16 protein-coding genes and 3 pseudogenes are annotated in these 16,664 nt (G+C 46.8%); 6 read left to right on the top strand and 13 right to left on the bottom strand.

What is annotated here, in order from left to right:
* Window positions 1–89: 89 nt before the first annotated feature.
* Window positions 90–287: pseudogene (locus tag PsW64_RS28170) on the bottom strand (transposase); the annotation flags it as partial.
* A 69-nt stretch (window positions 288–356) separates the two neighbouring features.
* Between PsW64_RS28170 and PsW64_RS07725 the strand changes: the two are divergent.
* Window positions 357–706 (top strand): annotated as a pseudogene (locus tag PsW64_RS07725) (DDE-type integrase/transposase/recombinase); the annotation flags it as partial.
* A gap of 269 nt (window positions 707–975) precedes the next feature.
* Here the strand turns inward: PsW64_RS07725 and PsW64_RS07720 are convergent.
* The 6 genes from PsW64_RS07720 to PsW64_RS07695 form a co-directional block, all read right to left on the bottom strand.
* Window positions 976–1,440 carry a carboxymuconolactone decarboxylase family protein gene (locus tag PsW64_RS07720; protein WP_208980643.1) on the bottom strand — a complete coding sequence of 155 codons (465 nt, stop codon included), beginning with the start codon at window positions 1,438–1,440 and terminating at the stop codon, window positions 976–978.
* Between the two features lie 39 nt (window positions 1,441–1,479).
* Window positions 1,480–1,716: an Lrp/AsnC ligand binding domain-containing protein gene (locus PsW64_RS07715; protein WP_057462486.1), complete on the bottom strand. Its 237-nt coding sequence runs from the start codon at window positions 1,714–1,716 to the stop codon at window positions 1,480–1,482.
* A gap of 83 nt (window positions 1,717–1,799) precedes the next feature.
* Window positions 1,800–2,399, bottom strand: coding sequence for a short chain dehydrogenase (locus PsW64_RS07710; protein ID WP_063287378.1), 600 nt, complete (start codon window positions 2,397–2,399; stop codon window positions 1,800–1,802).
* A gap of 40 nt (window positions 2,400–2,439) precedes the next feature.
* The gene (locus PsW64_RS07705; RefSeq protein WP_082830612.1) at window positions 2,440–3,153 is read right to left on the bottom strand and encodes a pyridoxamine 5'-phosphate oxidase family protein; all 714 of its coding nucleotides are present in this window, start codon (window positions 3,151–3,153) and stop codon (window positions 2,440–2,442) included.
* Window positions 3,154–3,253: 100 nt separating this feature from the next.
* On the bottom strand, window positions 3,254–3,955 hold the full coding sequence (locus PsW64_RS07700) for a glutathione S-transferase family protein (RefSeq protein ID WP_193757767.1): 702 nt from the start codon (window positions 3,953–3,955) through the stop codon (window positions 3,254–3,256).
* A 38-nt stretch (window positions 3,956–3,993) separates the two neighbouring features.
* Entirely contained in the window at window positions 3,994–4,650 is a 657-nt protein-coding gene (locus tag PsW64_RS07695; RefSeq protein ID WP_208980642.1) for a short chain dehydrogenase, read from the bottom strand.
* A gap of 226 nt (window positions 4,651–4,876) precedes the next feature.
* On the opposite strand from PsW64_RS07695, the gene PsW64_RS28390 reads away from it, so the two are divergent.
* From PsW64_RS28390 to PsW64_RS07670, 5 genes are all read left to right on the top strand, one after another.
* On the top strand, window positions 4,877–8,077 hold the full coding sequence (locus PsW64_RS28390; RefSeq protein WP_153042353.1) for an AMP-binding protein: 3,201 nt from the start codon (window positions 4,877–4,879) through the stop codon (window positions 8,075–8,077).
* Window positions 8,078–8,089: 12 nt separating this feature from the next.
* Window positions 8,090–8,578, top strand: a complete 489-nt coding sequence (locus PsW64_RS07685) for an acyl-CoA thioesterase (RefSeq protein WP_063303262.1) — start codon at window positions 8,090–8,092, stop codon at window positions 8,576–8,578.
* 40 nt (window positions 8,579–8,618) lie between these two features.
* The gene (locus PsW64_RS07680; RefSeq protein ID WP_063287382.1) at window positions 8,619–9,563 is read left to right on the top strand and encodes a DMT family transporter; all 945 of its coding nucleotides are present in this window, start codon (window positions 8,619–8,621) and stop codon (window positions 9,561–9,563) included.
* A gap of 102 nt (window positions 9,564–9,665) precedes the next feature.
* Window positions 9,666–10,526 carry a formate/nitrite transporter family protein gene (locus PsW64_RS07675; protein WP_063287383.1) on the top strand — a complete coding sequence of 287 codons (861 nt, stop codon included), beginning with the start codon at window positions 9,666–9,668 and terminating at the stop codon, window positions 10,524–10,526.
* A gap of 82 nt (window positions 10,527–10,608) precedes the next feature.
* Window positions 10,609–11,730: a hypothetical protein gene (locus PsW64_RS07670; RefSeq protein WP_063287384.1), complete on the top strand. Its 1,122-nt coding sequence runs from the start codon at window positions 10,609–10,611 to the stop codon at window positions 11,728–11,730.
* Between the two features lie 390 nt (window positions 11,731–12,120).
* Here the strand turns inward: PsW64_RS07670 and tnpC are convergent, their stop codons facing one another.
* The 6 genes and pseudogenes from tnpC to PsW64_RS27750 form a co-directional block, all read right to left on the bottom strand.
* Window positions 12,121–13,281, bottom strand: coding sequence for an IS66 family transposase (gene tnpC / locus PsW64_RS07665; RefSeq protein ID WP_208980641.1), 1,161 nt, complete (start codon window positions 13,279–13,281; stop codon window positions 12,121–12,123).
* 69 nt (window positions 13,282–13,350) lie between these two features.
* Window positions 13,351–13,698, bottom strand: a pseudogene (gene tnpB, locus PsW64_RS07660) (IS66 family insertion sequence element accessory protein TnpB).
* On the bottom strand, window positions 13,695–14,078 hold the full coding sequence (locus PsW64_RS07655) for a transposase (RefSeq protein ID WP_057461556.1): 384 nt from the start codon (window positions 14,076–14,078) through the stop codon (window positions 13,695–13,697). The pseudogene tnpB and the gene PsW64_RS07655 overlap by 4 nt, the downstream one beginning before the upstream one ends.
* Before the next feature lie 275 nt (window positions 14,079–14,353).
* Window positions 14,354–15,091 carry a hypothetical protein gene (locus PsW64_RS07650; RefSeq protein ID WP_244277253.1) on the bottom strand — a complete coding sequence of 246 codons (738 nt, stop codon included), beginning with the start codon at window positions 15,089–15,091 and terminating at the stop codon, window positions 14,354–14,356.
* Window positions 15,092–15,269: 178 nt separating this feature from the next.
* Window positions 15,270–15,989: a hypothetical protein gene (locus tag PsW64_RS07645; RefSeq protein WP_063303260.1), complete on the bottom strand. Its 720-nt coding sequence runs from the start codon at window positions 15,987–15,989 to the stop codon at window positions 15,270–15,272.
* 453 nt (window positions 15,990–16,442) lie between these two features.
* The coding region (locus PsW64_RS27750) for a hypothetical protein (protein WP_206599547.1) at window positions 16,443–16,664 on the bottom strand (222 nt) is incomplete at its 5' end.

The raw sequence follows: 16,664 nt of genomic DNA, 5'->3' as shown, positions 1-16,664 counted from the left end.
GGGACACCTGCTTGTTTACGTCTCCTGGAAAGCTACGTTTGAGCCAGCCAGAAACCTGTTCTGGAGACCACTTGCTGCGCAGCTTCACAGATACTGCGTGGCTCTTCTTCGGTAGACTTCATCGTTGAGATCATTGGCGCATCAAGGCCGCCATATTTGGCGCACCATTTATAGTAACTCACCGCGCTCAAACCGTGTTCCCGGCACAGCTGAGCAACCGGAATGCCGCTGTCGCCCTGCTTCAAGATTGCAATGATCTGCCTGTCGCTGAAACGAGATTTCTTCATAAAATCAGTCCTCAATATGAGGCAACAATATCTCTACTTTTAACTTGATCAAATAACGGGGGGATTACCCCAACATATGGCCTTGCTATATCCGAGTTGAAAGCAGAAGGAAAATGCCCCACGGACACTGAACATCGCCAAGTGGAGTATCTGAACAATATCATCGAAGCTGATCACGGCAGCTGAAACAGCTCATCAAACCTGTACGCGGGTTCAAAACCATGAAGACCGCCTATGCGACGATCAAAGGCTTTGAAGTAATGCGGGCACTGCGCAAAGGTCAGGCTGGTGCCTTCAACTTCTCGAAGGATGTTCTGGGTGAAGCCCGCCTCGTTGAGCGGGCCTTCGGAATTGGCCCAAGTGCTCTATCTGAAGCTATGACCATGCTCGAAAACCATCTTCAGAGCGATAAAATCTAATAAGATAGCCCTGAAGTCACACAAATTGCGCTCTAAGACACGTTTGCAACAGAGCCGGATGCTTTACACACGTAATCGCGGCAATGCTCAGATCCCGCAAGTTTGCAATTCAGAAGTGATGGGCAAATGTTGACGTTACATATCTTAAGTAGAATGCCCCTCGCATATCCTGCGTTCTAAGGCGACATAGCGCCCGAGTTCAATACGTTGGGCAAACTGAAATTTGATTTACGAGACACCGACAGCACGATCATGCTCCTATGAGAAATCTATTTAGAAACTGAACTTTTGGGTTTGTCGCCAAAACTTATAGCAAGGCGGTTCAAACCATTCATTGCGCATACGATGAATGTCAAATCTACGGCTTCTTTTTCCGTGAAGGTCTCCAATAGAAGGTTCAAATTGCCCTCAGATTCACGTTCCTCAGAGATTCTCGTGACGCTTTCTGCCCAACTGAGGGCAGCGCACTCTCTTTGTGAGAAAAGGTTGCTCTCCTTCCACACCGGTAAGCAATCCAGTTTCTGTTGATGAACATGAGCTTTTCTAGCTTCGTTTGAATGCAAATCTACACAGTATGCGCAGCCATTGATTTGTGAAACACGCAACTCCACCAAAGTTTTCAGGGTTTCCTCAATTGCAGGGACCTGCTTTTTGATGGAGAGGAGTGAATTTACGGCATCTGCGTTTATCTCAAAATAATTTAATCCCAATTCCATTTCTCCAGTGTTGATCATCTCTATATCTGGACTACCAACTGGCGATAAAACTAACGCTCAGAATGGATCGAATGCGAACATAGTTGAAGTCTTTTCAATGCCTTCGATATCGCTCACCATTTTGGAAACAAGGTTTGGTGCTTCGTTGAAATCTTCCAAATATGTTTTTGTCATGATGTCATATTCACCGTTGATCGAATAAATCTCGGAATGTAGTTCTTTGATGGCAATCTCATTTGCGATACTACGCCACGATCCTGGTTTGCATTTTATCTGGACAAATAAACACCGCATCGTTGTAAGGCCTCCAAAAGGACATTTTAGAATTGGGTTTGCAAGTAAGAATGTGAGGCAAGTAGAGATCTCTTTCCTTGATTTTATTCTCCTATAATACGTTGCCCAGAAGCGGATCCCTCAACACTTTTCGCATAAGCTGCGGCGACAATTTTTGAAGAAACTGGTTCGTGCCCCTTGAGGGTTTTTCCATAGCGCTCATAGGAAATGTCCATGAGGCCTGGACTCACGACGTTCAGTCTAATGTTGCGAGGCATTTCAATCGCTGCAGCTGTTGCAAAACCAGAGAGTGCAGCATTTGCTGTCGCAGCGCCAACACCATTTGGAACAGGATGTTGATCCAATAGCCCGTTTGTTAGGGTGAAGGATCCACCATCTCTGACATAACTCATACCTGCGAGAACAACGTTCACTTGGCCCATGACTTTATCGGAGAGTGCATACATAAATTCAGCTTGAGAAATTTCCTGCAATTTTGCAAATTTAACAGAGCCTGCTGTCACTACGATAGCGTCCACTTCTCCAATCGCATTAAATAGCTTTTCAAGAGATGTCATGTCAGTCATATCAGTCTGATAGTCACCAGAACTGCGGCAAACTCTAATAACTTCGTGTCTCTTGCTGAGCTCTTTACAAACCGTTCGACCAATATCTCCACTTGCACCAATAACAACTATTTTCACCTCATTCCCTCCTTGGTAGTGATCTAGACTTCAACTTGCCTCAGAACTCGCGTTTGAATTTAGATTGGGACAAATAATCAGGCGAATGAATGTTTGGATCAGTAGCGGTATCTGGAATCGGTGTTTCAAGTATTGTGCGAATTGGAATTGTTCCTGTCCAACAGTGGGGGTTTACACCTTCAGGACCATACTCCTTAAGTGCGTTGCTCTGCTGCCTTCTCAAAATATCCATGACAGAGTTGTCGTAGCGATGCTTTACGGATACTTCCTCAATTGGCAAACGCATGAACTTAACCTTTTGGATTTCTTCTTCTTTATGTTCACGCAACTCTGAGCGGCGACCAGGAAATAATGTTTCGACGAATTCAAATGCGACATCCATCTTCTCATTACTGTCTTCAACCAGCTCTGATTTGCCATGGATCGTGACCGAGCGATAATTTACAGAATGGTGAAAAGCTGAGCGTCCTAAAAGCAGCCCGTCCAGGTGACTTACATTGAAGCAAACATCAATTTTTTTGGCCTGTTCAAGCAACATCTTGCTGCCAGCTAGACCATGCCAATAGACGTAATTACCTTTGCGCCAGTAAAGTGTGGGATTTAAGAAGGGCTTGCCGTCGAGTACAAACGCAATCGTACACATATACCCGCTATCCAATATATCGTAGACTGCTTGCTCGCTGTAATCTGCGTATTCAGGGGCTCGTTTAATTGTAGACCTTTTGGTTTTTTCAAATACTTTAGTGGACGTCATATTACTTTTTCCAATTTTCTATGGCTCGCATGACTCAGAAAAAAAACTGCGGTTTTGAGATGAAAATGTGTTGTCCTGGCAAATTGTAATTTGGTGCCGATCAATATCTTAAAGGCGTGCTTTCAGCTGATTTGAATTTCTCAGGCAGGAAAGTGGACAAGTACGCCTGCCGCTTCCCGAGCAATTTGTAATAAGCCTGTTTTAGGTCACTGTGAGCTGAGCGTTGAACGTTTGCGTCAGCCATTAACTGTTTGTTGACTCTGCAAATATTGCTATGACGTACTTCGTCAAGAAGACCGGGGGCTATTTCGTCAATATAACTCAAGCGAAGAAGTAATGGCGCTACTGCGGCTTCTACGAGCGAGAATGAATCGCCAAAAAGGTACTTCCCACCGTGCGAGGCAGCTTCCAGTTCATCGAGCTTTTTATGAAGCGTTCCTACAGTTGAACCGTATTCTTCCTCACTCCCCATTACGGAAAGATCATACAGACTCCACATCAGCTGGTTAATGAACTGAATCCACGCACGGTCACGGGATCGTTCAAACAAGTCCGACGGATATGTCTTTTGCTCAGCGTAATCCTCAATGAACTCGATTATTGCTATAGATTCAAACAGCACCTGATTTGTACCAGCGAAAAGAACTGGCACTTTTTTTAGCGGGGAAACTTTTGTGAACCACGTTGGAGGGTTCGACAAGTCGATATATTCGATGTCAAAATCGAGGCCTTTCAACGACAGGGCTATAAATACCTGCTGCACAAAAGGACATAAATTATAGCTTACGAGTTTAAATTTCAAACTTTGCCCCCCCCCATGCAGCATTGCTTTCAAACACCTTAGTCTACGGTCACCAGTTGTCCGTTAATGCCTCCCTCAACGCACTTAAGATAGGCATTTGCGACCCTTTCTGATGAGACTGGAGTATGACCAGGAAAAACGCTTCCATATCGTTCGACGGAAATGTCCTGGAGCCCCGTGCTAACAACGTTAATCCGAGTGTCACGTGGCATTTCAATCGCCGCACTCTTCACAAATCCGCCGATAGCACCATTGGCAGCAGCTGCACCGCTTGCCATTCGGATCGGGTCTCTATCCAGAATACCGCTTGATAGGGTAAACGACCCGCCGTCATTGAGATAGTTTAGGCCTGCGAGTACGCAGTTGATCTGGCCCATTGCCTTGTGCGTGAGGTTAAATAAAAATTTATCTTCAGGAAATTGCTCGAGAGGGCAGAAATGAACCGCACCAGCAGCCAGAACAACAGCGTCTACTTTTCCGATCTCTTTGTACATGGCATCAATAGAGGATCTCTCTGAGATATCTGCATTTACGTCACCACTGTTACGTCCAACTTTAATCACATCGTGATGGTCCGGTAACGCAGCACATATCGTCGTTCCAACATGTCCTTCTGCACCAATTACAACAATTCGTTGAGCCCGACTTGAGGTGTTCATTTCCGCTAGATTGGTCGTTTTTCGTGCATGGCTCATCAGTCACCCTCGGGGTTTATATCCACATATTACCGTAGAGTTTCTAAATTAGAATATTCGAATTTAAAAATGAAAACATTTCATTTATTTGGTTCTTGAAATTTTATCATAAAAAAACAAGTATTATATCGATAACGATAGTATTGAATTGATCTTATCAAATCTAAAATATATATTTTACATAAGAGTAATATTATAAATATTATTATTTAGGAGGCTGATGAAAATGTTGCTTGAAACCGGGCATGTTGACGAATTTGTCAACAATAATCTTCCAGTAACTGAACTACAGCCAGAATTTAAAATTGATCTTTACCCATATCAAAAGAAGTTAAACGTAGGAGTTGAACTAGTTGATGCCTTAGTGGAGCGGGGGTTCGGCGAACATCCGGCTTTAATCGGCTCAAATGGTACATTGACGTATCAGCAGCTTAGAGATCTTTCAAATCAGATTGCTAGAGTTCTCAGTGAAGATTTCGGCGTCATGCCTGGGAACCGGGTCATGATTAGGTCGAGAAACTGCCCAATGATGGTGGCGTGCTTTTTGGCAATCTTGAAGGTTGGTGCAGTTGCTTTCAATACCATTGCGCTCATGCGTGCGGGCGAACTGAGCATCTTGATCGATAGGGCTAAGGTAGATTTGGTTCTTTGCCAAAAAGGTTTAGATGAAGAGCTAAGCCTGTTGGATAGAAACACACGCCCTGATCTTAAAATTGCGGAATTTTCGGCAATCATTGACGACAAAGCGACTGTGAATGCTAAGGCAATCTTCAAATCGACTAAGTATGAGGCAGCTAAAACCTCTCAGAACGACATTGCACTGCTAGCTAGTACATCCGGCACGACCGGGAAGCCTAAAATCACCATGCATCGCCATCGCGATATCCTTGCAATTGCTGATGGATTTGCAAGGCAAGTCCTAAAAATTGTGCCAGGTGATGTCTGTATAGGTACACCTCCGTTGGCATTCACTTTCGGTTTGGGCGGTTTGGCGGTGTTCCCGTTACGCTTTGGCGCAGCTGCCGTTTTGTTGGAGCAGACGTCACCATTCAATCTGGCAGAATTTATCGGCCAGTATGATGCAACTGTCTGCTTCTCCGCACCAACAGCATACAAAGTTATGCTTTCTGAAGAAGTTAACTGCAAACTTCTCAAGACTTTACGTTGCGCTGTATCCGCTGGTGAGAACTTACCGCAACCAGTGTTAGAACACTGGCAAGATCGTATAGGCGTTCCAATCATAAATGCGATGGGGTCAACCGAGGCACTACACACATTCATCTCAACCCGCCTGGAAGATTTTCAGTCAGGCTCTGCTGGCCTCTGGCCAATTGAGGGGTACGAGGTTGAAGTATTTGATGATGGTATGAAACCTGTCGGGATTGGGAAGCCGGGCTGGTTGGGTTTCCGTGGACCAACAGGTTGTCGCTATATGGATGATGACCGACAGGCCGAATATGTCAAAGATGGTTGGAACATCACCGGCGACTTCTTCCGCAAAGATCAGGATGGAAAGCTACACTTCGTTTCTAGAGCAGACGATATGATTATTTCGTCTGGCTACAATATAGCTGCTGCTGAAGTTGAAGAAGCACTGCTTTCACATCCATCCGTTCGAGAATGTGCAGTTGTAGGTATACCAGATCCAGATAGAGGAAGTATCGTCCGCGCGCATGTCGTTCTGGCCGATAAGAATAGCAAAGCACCGAGCTTAGTTGAGGCGTTACAAGAGCATGTGAAGAACACTATATCACCATACAAATATCCAAGATCGATTATCTTTGTTGACAGTTTGCCCAAAACCGAAACGGGCAAATTAAAACGGCACATGTTGCGCAAGGCGGAAAATACAAACGGCGACAGCGCTGAGGATAAGGATTCTCTGATAAGTGAAATAGCCAATGACCCAACGATAGGGGCTGGAAATTTTCTTTTTCGCGTCCACGAGTTAGCAGTAGATAATGAACGTACAGCAGTCACTCACATTGATATTGAGGGACAAGCTTGGGCATTTTCCTTAAATGACCTGGTAGCGAAAGCAAACCATATAGCATCTTGCTACTGGCATTTGGGTATACGGGCGAAATCCATTGTCGCATTATATTTAGATGATAGCATTTCCTATTATCTTCACTACCTCGCTTTAACGAAGATCGGAGCTATCCCTGCATTTTTAAATGGCGGAGTTTTGCCGGAAATTGCGAGTAAGTATCTATCAAAGATCAAGCCTGAGTTGCTTGTTTCTGAAGGGGAAAGGCTGGGTGAGATCCTCACCTACAACGCCAATTTCGAATGTCCAACAACAGATATCATTGAGGTCGAAAAACAACCTTTCTCGCTTCCCTGTGAAACCTATGATCACTTGGATGATGATACTGTTCTCATTAGTCATACTTCCGGTACGACGGGTCTTCCCAAGGCGGTTTCTTTTAGTCAAAAGTCGATAATTTACGGGGTCAAGAAGCAGCTTGGTAAGAAGCTCGGCAATGCTATGTTATCGGCTGCACCGATCTCACATGCGGCTGCCATCACAATGCTGATGAGCAACATAATGCGTATGAACCATCTGATTGTCACTTCAGATAAATCTCCTGAAGGGATAGCGGCGGCAATTGAGACTTTTGAGCCGTCAATAATGTTCGCATTCCCTAGTGTTTATGTTGATTTGTGTCGGATTGACATTGATCCAGACCGCCTCGCCTCCATCAATATATGGATGAGTACTGCGGATGCATGTCATGAGCCTCATGTCAGAAAAATGCTTCAATACGGTCATCGTTATGAGGATGGAAAACGCGTAAATGGTGCTCTGTTTATTGATAACTTGGGCTCTTCGGAATTCGCTTTTGGGATCTTTCGAAACATCCACACGCTTAAGACCAACAACTACAACCGCTGTGTGGGTAAACCATTTTCCTGGATCGAAGTCGCGCTCTTTGATGAACAGGACAAAAAAATCACCGATTATGACGTAGTCGGCAGGCTTGGAGTTAAATCACCGAGTGTGACTTCAGGGTATTGGGAGAATCAAGAGGCGACCGCAGACGCCATTCTTGACGGCTACTGGCTTACTGGAGACCTAATCTACAAAGGCGAGAATGACCTTTACTACCACGTTGATAGAACAAGCGATTCGATGCTGCTGGGCGGCAAAACCTACTATAGCTGCCAGCTCGAAGAGGCCTTTTTGAAAAATATTCCTGAGATCTTCGATTGTACAGTGGTCCAAGGCGAACTTGAAGGAACTTTAAAGGTTGAAGCAGAAATCAAAGAAGGCCTGCCTTTCGCAGATATCGCGCAGAGAATATTCGTATATTCCAACCAGAATAACCTTCCGGATATCACTGAAATCAAGCAGGTTTCTCCCGGGTCTAACGAAGGGGTCACAGGGAAAAAACTAAAGCGTGTCATCCGCGAAACAGCTTGATTGGATTGCATAATGCTTAAAGACATTGAAGTGTCATCAAATGCGAAGCTGTTTTCTGTTTCCAAAAATGTAGAGTTTTGCGAAACAGACATGGCAGGCATCGCGCATTTTTCAAATATCTTTCGATATGTAGAATATGCGGAGACGAGGTTTTTCCAGCAAGGCGGAATGAGTATCTGCGATCCGGCCAAAGATCAAAAGTGGCCGATCCTCTCAGTGAACTGCGATTTTCTGCGACCAATGACCTTTGGCGATGAGATACTCATCGCCATAAATGTTGGCCGGATTGGCACAAAGTCACTGGTGCTTAATTTTTTCATCTGTAAAAAGCTGAGCGATGGCCGCGAAGAAGATGTTTCCAGAGGCCAGCTGACAGTCATTCACGCCAAAGCGTCGGGCGAACACGGCAAAATTGCAACTGCCGAAATTCCACCTGATTTCAAAAGCTACCTCCGTGAATATCTGGCAGCGGCAGATTGTGATGAAATAACAGCTGGTTAACCTCTTATTCAATCACGGAAAGCGAACTGGAAACGAATATATGCCTCCACGCCAAAGACCGAACCCGGCGGTAATTGCTAATCAGGTTTTACCGCTGTTGTTCGTCATTCTTTACAGTTCGGGGTATGTGGCATCGAAAATCGGCATCGCATATACAGATCCGTTTACGTTTCAAACCCTGCGATTAGCCGCTCCAGTTCCGCTTTTCTTAAGCATCATTTTTTTAATCAAGGCTGAGTGGCACAATAAACCGATAGAAGTATTCCATGTCTGCGTGACCGGAATTCTCATACACGGATTTTGCTTCACAGGTATGCTGATCGCATATGAATGGGGGATGGATGTAGGCACAGTTGGCCTGATTATGGCACTGCATCCAGCACTCGCCTCTGTGGGGGCAATCGCTTTTCTGGGCGAAAGATTCAGCTTCAAACTGATACTGGGCTTGTTGCTCGGGACAATAGGTGTCCTGCTCGTCGTCAATCAAAAAGCCAATTTAGATAATAACACCTATAGCGGGGTGTTGCTTACAGTCCTGTGTCTTTTCAGCATGGTCGCAGGCGTGCTCTACCAAAAGCGATTTATAGCGCACATGAACCTGATGACAGGGTCACTGATCCAGCATTTAAGTGCGCTCATCCCCGTGTTTGGACTAATGCTTGCCTTCGAGCCAATGGTCATCAACTGGTCCGTCCCTTTGCTTGGATCATTACTTTGGCTAAGCGTTGTTCTTTCTCTAGGAAGCTGGGTGCTTTTTTATATTCTCATACGAAGCGGCGATATTTCACGTTCGCAGAGCTATTTTTTCTTAGGCCCACCCATAACTGTATTGCTGGCATGGATATTCTTCGATGAAGGTTTCGGATCTTATTTCATGTTCAATCTCAGCCTGATCGTGGTGGGCATATTGATTGTCACCAGACATAAAGCACCAAAGGTGATTGAAACCCAAACCCCGGAGGAAAGCATGGCACGAAGCAGATGAAGTCCGCTCAACGTCCGTATCACCCAAACATCTAGCAGGTGGAAGAGTGCTGCTCGCACCATTGTTTGGGAGCAGTTGGTTTATAGAACATGGAGATTTGGAATGTCTTATAACGAACCGCGCATCTTTGTCGAAAAGATCATTGACGTGGGTGAGGAAAAAATCTTCATAAACCCAAGAATTCTGATGATCCGGGCCTTCATGGCTGGCGCAATTCTGGCAATTGCTGCGGTCTTTGCAATCACCGTCGGCGTGCAAACCGGCTTCCCCATCGTAGGGGCTGTCCTGTTTCCTGTTGGTTTTTGCATGCTATATCTCATGGGGTTCGATCTTGTTACCGGAATATTCGTTCTTGCCCCGTTGGCCTGGATTGACAGGCGGCCCCACGTCACTCTTAGCGGTGTGGTAAAGGCGATCACGATTACTTTCATCGGCAATTTTTTAGGCGCCCTGCTGGTCGCTTTTCTAACTTCTGTCATCTTCACCTACGGTTTCTCAGCACCAGTCAATCATGTTGGCGAGGTCATCGCGAACATCGGTAAGAACCGCACGGTGGGCTACAAGGAACATGGCATGGGCGGCATGATGACTATCTTCATCCGCGGCGTCCTGTGTAATTGGATGGTATCCCTTGGTGTGGTTGGCGCAATGGTCTCCACCTCGGTCAGCGGAAAAGTCATCGCAATGTGGATGCCGATCATGCTGTTCTTTGCAATGACCTTCGAGCATTCGGTGGTCAACATGTACCTGTTTCCAACGGCGCTGATACTGGGTGGAGACTTTTCCATTCTCGATTATCTGATCTGGAATGAGATCCCGGTCGTGATCGGTAATCTGGTCGGAGGACTCGCTCTCACCGGGCTGCCGCTGTTCGCAGCTCACATGCGTTCCGCTGACATAAAGGAAACGTACTCGCGCGCGCGCTTGGTGAACACATCAGCTTATGAACGCGACATGCTCTAAGCATATGCCATTTAAACGCTTGATACATTTAGAAACGAAATTATAGATCCGACGCAATATTAGCGATTTTCAGGAGAAATTTATGACAAATCTTGATCAAGAGACAGTGGGTACACAGCGTCGCCCAACAGGCATGACCGGCATGGCTGGCGGCGGTTTTTATGATGCCAACTCCGCCCCACAGTGGGAGCAAATCGCAGCCGTCCTACCCTGGTTAGAAGACACTCTCTCAAGTCTGCCCTTAGAAAAAAGCTCAGGACCAGTTACCTTTGCAGACTTTGGGTGTTCTGAAGGACGCAATTCTATTTCTGTCATGCGTCACCTCATCGGCAAGACAATGCAGCAGACAGACCGCCCGTTTCTGACGATCCATTCTGATTTGCCGACAAATGATTATTCTAAGTTATTTCTTGGTTTAAGACCTGACGGACAATCGACATTCGGCTCACAGCGGGTCTCATCAGCAGCCGTTGGCGGATCGATGTATGATCAATTACTGCCAGCAGACAGCGTTCATGTCGCCACTACCTTCAACTCAATCGGCTACTTGTCCGAACGCCCGCTTGATAAGTTGCCCGGATACGTATTGCCAAACGGCCCCAGCAAAAGGCGGGCAAACGGTCACGTCACAGAAAAAGAGAGTAAGATATTTGCTAAGCAAGCCGAAGATGACATGGCAGCCTTTTTAACCGCCCGGGCGAACGAACTTGTATCAGGCGGCAAGCTTATGGTTCAGGTCTTCGGCTGTACAAATGAACTCCGCACCTGCGACGGCCTGTTCGACCTTCTCAACGACGCTCTTCTAGCGCATGTCAAACTCGGCAATATTTCCTCGCAAGTATATGAGAGATACTATCAGCCAGTCTATTTCCGCAGTCTGGAAGAGCTGACATCCCCTTTAACGAACTCAGCGTATAATCTGGCCGGTCTTTACACGCTGGATCGAACAGAAAGCTATGAAGTGCCAGTCCCCTTTGTTGAAGCTTACAAGCAAGACAAAGATCTGGATCGCTATGCTACCAATTATGTCAACTTCTTCCGGGCATTCACTCAAGCAGTGTTGCGTGGAAATCTCCCCGATACACCATCAAAAGCAAATCTGTTAGACCAGATCTACAAGACAGCAGAAACCCTTTTGAAGACCACTCCGGAAGATTATTCATTCCGGAATATCTCTGTAGCAATGCTTCTGACACGTAAATAACCGCTCTGTTGCAAAGTCTAGCGCAGATAGATAATCATACTGCGCAGCATTTTGCCCAATAACCGAACTTGACACTATGCAAGACACAAATGTTGCAAGAACTAACAGCGTTGCTTTCTTCAAATCTTCTTGCTTCAGTGGCACAACCGTCGAAGCCGGGGTACAACGCACTTGGGGGCACCTCAGATTCCGATAAATACCAATATAGCTCAGGAACTTCTGAGTAGTTCAAGGTATGACACTCTAGGATGCTGCTGGGTGAGGCAGGCAGGTGGCAATCCCCCGCTAACTGATCGAGGTTAAAAGTAGAGATGTTGTTGCCTCATATTGAGGACTCACTTTAAAGAAATCTTGTTTCAGAGATTGCGTAACACTTTACCTAAGCTGTACTCAACCCTTGATGGAAACGTCCGAAGGTCCGCTCATGGCCCGTTCCTGCCTCTGTCGCACCCGCTCCGGCGGCGGCTTGCCGCGTGCCTGTTTCTCGACCTTATAGAGTTTTGCAATCCGCTGGATGGCTTCGCCAGCTATACTTGAGCCTTGCGATGCGTGAACATCAACGAACTTGCGCCGGATATGCGCCATACAGGCCATTTCTGCTGCTTTGTCATGGCCAAACAAAGCTTTGAAGCCCGCATAGCCATCGGCATGGATCCAGCCTTTATAGCCGCTCAGGTGTCCTTGCGGGTGCTCGCCCTTGCGATCTACAGTGAACTGGTACCACGCCAGAGGCGGTGATTGCCCTACCCAAGCTCGTTCATCTCTCACATAGGCCCAAATACGAGCGGTTTTTGTCTTCTTGTTGCCCGGTGCCTGAAGCTTGACCGGTGTATCATCAGCAAAGACTGCGTTGCCTTGCCGAACCATTCGGCCAATAGCATCAGCCAGTGGTTCCAGCAAAGCGGTCGAGCGGCCAACCCAGTCACTCAAGGTGGAGCGGTCCAGATCGATGCCCTCACGACCAAAAATCTGCGATTGCCGGTACAACGGCAGATGATCACAAAACTTCGATACCAGTACATGAGCGAGCAGCCCCGGCCCGGGACGCCCGCGTTCGATTGGTCTGGATGGCAGCGGCGATTGAACGACTTTCTCGTAGCAGGAACACGACAAGCGTGGTCGGCGGATCCGGTTCACCACAAAACGACCCGGTACATATTCAAGCTCTTCGGTGATGTCTTCGCCAAGCTGCTTGAAGCTACCACCGCACCGCTGGCAGCTATCGCCGGGAACAAGAACCGTATCATTGCGCTCCAGATTATCCGGCAATGGTTTGCGGCTGTGTTGGCGCTTTGGGCTTTTGTCTGCTGAAGGAGCAGGATCACGCTGCTCCTCGGCGGCCTCGGCAATCTCTTTGTCTTCAGCTAGATTGAGGTGGAGCTGATCAAGCGTCTCTGACTTGGAGCCAAACCGGTGCCGATTGGCCCCATGCAGCTGGTGTTGGAGTTGCTCGACCTTCAAACTCAAAGCCTTCACTTCCTCCGCCAGAAGCTTGTTGACGGCTTTTAGTTCAGCTGGGTCTTCTGAGGCGATGTCGAGGTCGTTGAGCATGCTGATTTTATACAGGAATTCCCCCGTTAGAGTAAGTCAAAATCAGCTTAAGACACTGCAACCATTAGCCTATCCGGATGTCAGAGGTGTCCATGTCTTCACCGGCGTTCGCCAGTCGATCCCTTCGAGCAGCATCGACAGTTGAGCTGCAGAAATATGGGCTTTACCTTCCTTCGCTGCAGGCCATATGAAGCGCCCCTTCTCAAGGCGTTTGGTGAACAGGCAAGCTCCCTAGCTATCCCACCAAATTATCTTTAAAAGATCACCTCTGCGGCCGCGAAACACGAACAGGTGACCTGAATACGGGTCTTCCGCCAGAACCTGCTCTGTTTGAGCGGCAAGTGTATTGAAGCCCCGGCGCATGTCCGTCACGCCAGCTGCCAGCCAAACCCGCGTATTGCTGGGAACAGGGATCATGCTCGCAACTCCCGCAGAACCTGGGCAATCACATCAGCACTCACAGCACCGCTCAAGAAAACCTGATGCCCGCCCGCAAGGCGGATCCCAAGGCATAGTGGCTCTGCTTGATTTGAAGAGACTTCGCTATTCACCGGTATTGGTTGAGGGGCTTCTTCTGCATCCACGCTGACAGAGATAAACCCAGCCTTTGTTGGTTCTGCCGCCATCTCTTCAAGAGCGGGATTGAAACGAGGGTCTTTCAGCCAGTAATAAAGCCGCGCTTTTCTTATGCCATGTCGCTTGGCCACATGCGCAACCGGATCGCTTCCTTCAACGGCTTCTCGGCAAACCGCGCGCTTCTCATCGTCACTCCAGCGCCGTCCTTGGCTTTCTATCATCATCAAAGTCCATGCAGATAAAACTACACGTACGATAGAGCAGCAAAGCTAGAATCGTCAGGTCGGGTTCGCCGGACGCTTACTGTATGGCTGGTGGGGGCTTGTTTTAGCTCACAATTACGCATATGCCCGATTTGTGCGAATAGCTAAGAATTATGAGGTTCAGATAAATCGATAGCGATACGGTAATCCCACCTCAATGTTAGGTAGAATCCTATCACAAACTGGAGGAAGTTATGGGGACCAGGGCAGGAAGCATGCTTCCGCCGAGGGACTCAGAGATTTATCATCTCTTGAATATCCGGCAAATCCAACCCTTGTTCAAGGCAAAGACGGTGCATGTAGGACCCTTGCGCAGGCAACTCCTGCTTTCTGTGCTTAATCATCTCATTCCATAGATGAACAGTGATCGTGCGGTCAGAAACGTACCGCTCCGGGTTTTCATTCGGGTCAAAGATCTCACCAATATTATCGAGCGGGATCGGATAGAACACTTCCGGGTCGTGAGCGAACTCTGTAATCTTCGTGCTTTTTGCAAAGTACGTAATTGCCTTGGGACCGAGTACACCCCAACCTACTCTCTCTGCTTTTTTGTCTATACCAATGAAACTTCTGAGAATATTATTGATTTTACGTCGCAGTGACCACCAAGGCGGCAGGAATACTCTGGCATCATAGTATTTTTTGAGCTTCTGGAGCATAATATGGTCTGACGGTAAGCCAAGTACCGCGCCATTGATGACGCTATCACTTTCCCAACCAAGTACGATTGGTCCGACCCCTTTTAGAGGCTTCAGACAATATACATCCGCATCTAGCCAGATGGTTTCTTCTTTTTGTATCAGTTCATATCGGAAAATGTTCGAACCGAGAGAATAGCTGCCGCTCTTCTTATGCCGAAGGAGTTTTGAACGCGGCAGAATGGTTTCCGCGTCTCTGAACTCCACCCCGTTTGGGATGTTTGTAACTTCGCCATAACTGTAAAGACGCACGGTATGACCACATGCCATCATCGATCGCAAGCAGAGGTTTTCTACGTAACTTAATTTACCTTCGATCCATAGGACGGAGATTATCGGGAGTACAGAGTTGGAGCGCATGTGTATAATTTGATCTCAGTGTTTAGATTTTTCTTTAGTTATTTACTTGATAGTTTGGAAAATATCATCTGCAAGAGAAAACTTGAATCCGTTAACGCCAAATGACGGTTAGGTCTCCATAGACTTCGATACTACAGTCTTGGAACAAATCACTAATCGCATCCTTCGCGTTAGGATTATCCTCCACAAAGTAGACGAAACTAGTACTCAAGAAGGGAACAACAGCCTCCGCTGTTTTTCTTATTGTTTCACAGGAATGAAAACCATCGTCAATGACGATATCCAGTGTCCGATCTCCCACGATATGTAAAATTTCTTCGGGCCCATCAACAAATTGATCAAAAATGGAAACCTCTGGCTCGGAATTGCTAAACGCGCCCAAACTTTTCAGATTTGCTAGATTATCCTGATAGTGTTGGGGATCAATATCCAGAGCAAAAATGTTTGAGTTAGGAAAAAGGTCGTGCCACATCGCGAGCCCAGTACCCTTAAGAATACCAATTTCTACTATGTTCAGTTCATCTTTGTGGCGGTGAACAAAGTCAGAAAGATGCTTGGCATATGCGCGGGCATAACCATGATGGAACATACGGTCCCCACCGGTCATCCCACCCTGCTCGATTTTCTCTGCTGAACGCGGATCGTGATCTGAAACCTTTTTCCTTTTGACGCCGGTTGCATAGCCCCCGTACTTTTTTTCTGCAGCCATAAGCCATTCTAAAGACCCCAAAGAATACATATTCGGCGTGTCAATTTTCGAGTAACGCCGTGCCTTCAAATAGACGGCAATTGCTTTTTTTAATTTTCTCATATTTTTCACTTTAGAAAAGGAAGGGATCTCCACTCACAATCGTACCTATTATTTGTGGAGGCCCCATCGGAAGGTTTGTGCGTAGAATCCTGTTAGAGAGGAACACATAGCGAACAAAGGTATAGGACCACGCAATAAAACTGTTACCGAACAATATGTTGCAAAAGACGAAGCGTTTCAAGCCAATTTGCGATCTTAGGCAGGCAACTCAACCTGTCTCAAAATCGACCGTTTTAGGGGCATAAGCCGCCGAGCCTTGTCAAGCGTCAAAATGACCCGTTATTGTGTCTCTAAACCCGTCTTTTTTCGTTCTCCGTCCTAAAAGGCCCTGTGAGCACGAAACTGCGTATATGGCCACCTTAAAGATCAGATAGAGAACAGATTGCACGTTATTTTGGGTAGACCCGTGGTTAGCACTCTGAAATGAACAGATTAGCAGCATTGTACTGTTCATTATGGGTCCACTCGGTAGATATTGAACACTTCTTTGCGAGGCAAACCCATAATCAACACTTCAAAGCGCCTTTGTAAGCCCTTTGAGAGAGCAAAGGGGAGAGATTTGTACCTCATACGTTCTTTAAGATGGCCTGTGGTGCAGCCATGCGACCATTGGGCGGTGGTTTCAACTGGTCGCGGCAACACACTGTGAGAACTTCTCAGCTGGGGTTTGATATT

Source organism: Pseudovibrio sp. W64 (assembly GCF_001623145.1).
Lineage (GTDB): Bacteria > Pseudomonadota > Alphaproteobacteria > Rhizobiales > Stappiaceae > Pseudovibrio.
The sequence above is the reverse complement of the archived record's forward strand: the minus strand, read 5'-3'. Positions and strand labels throughout refer to the sequence as shown.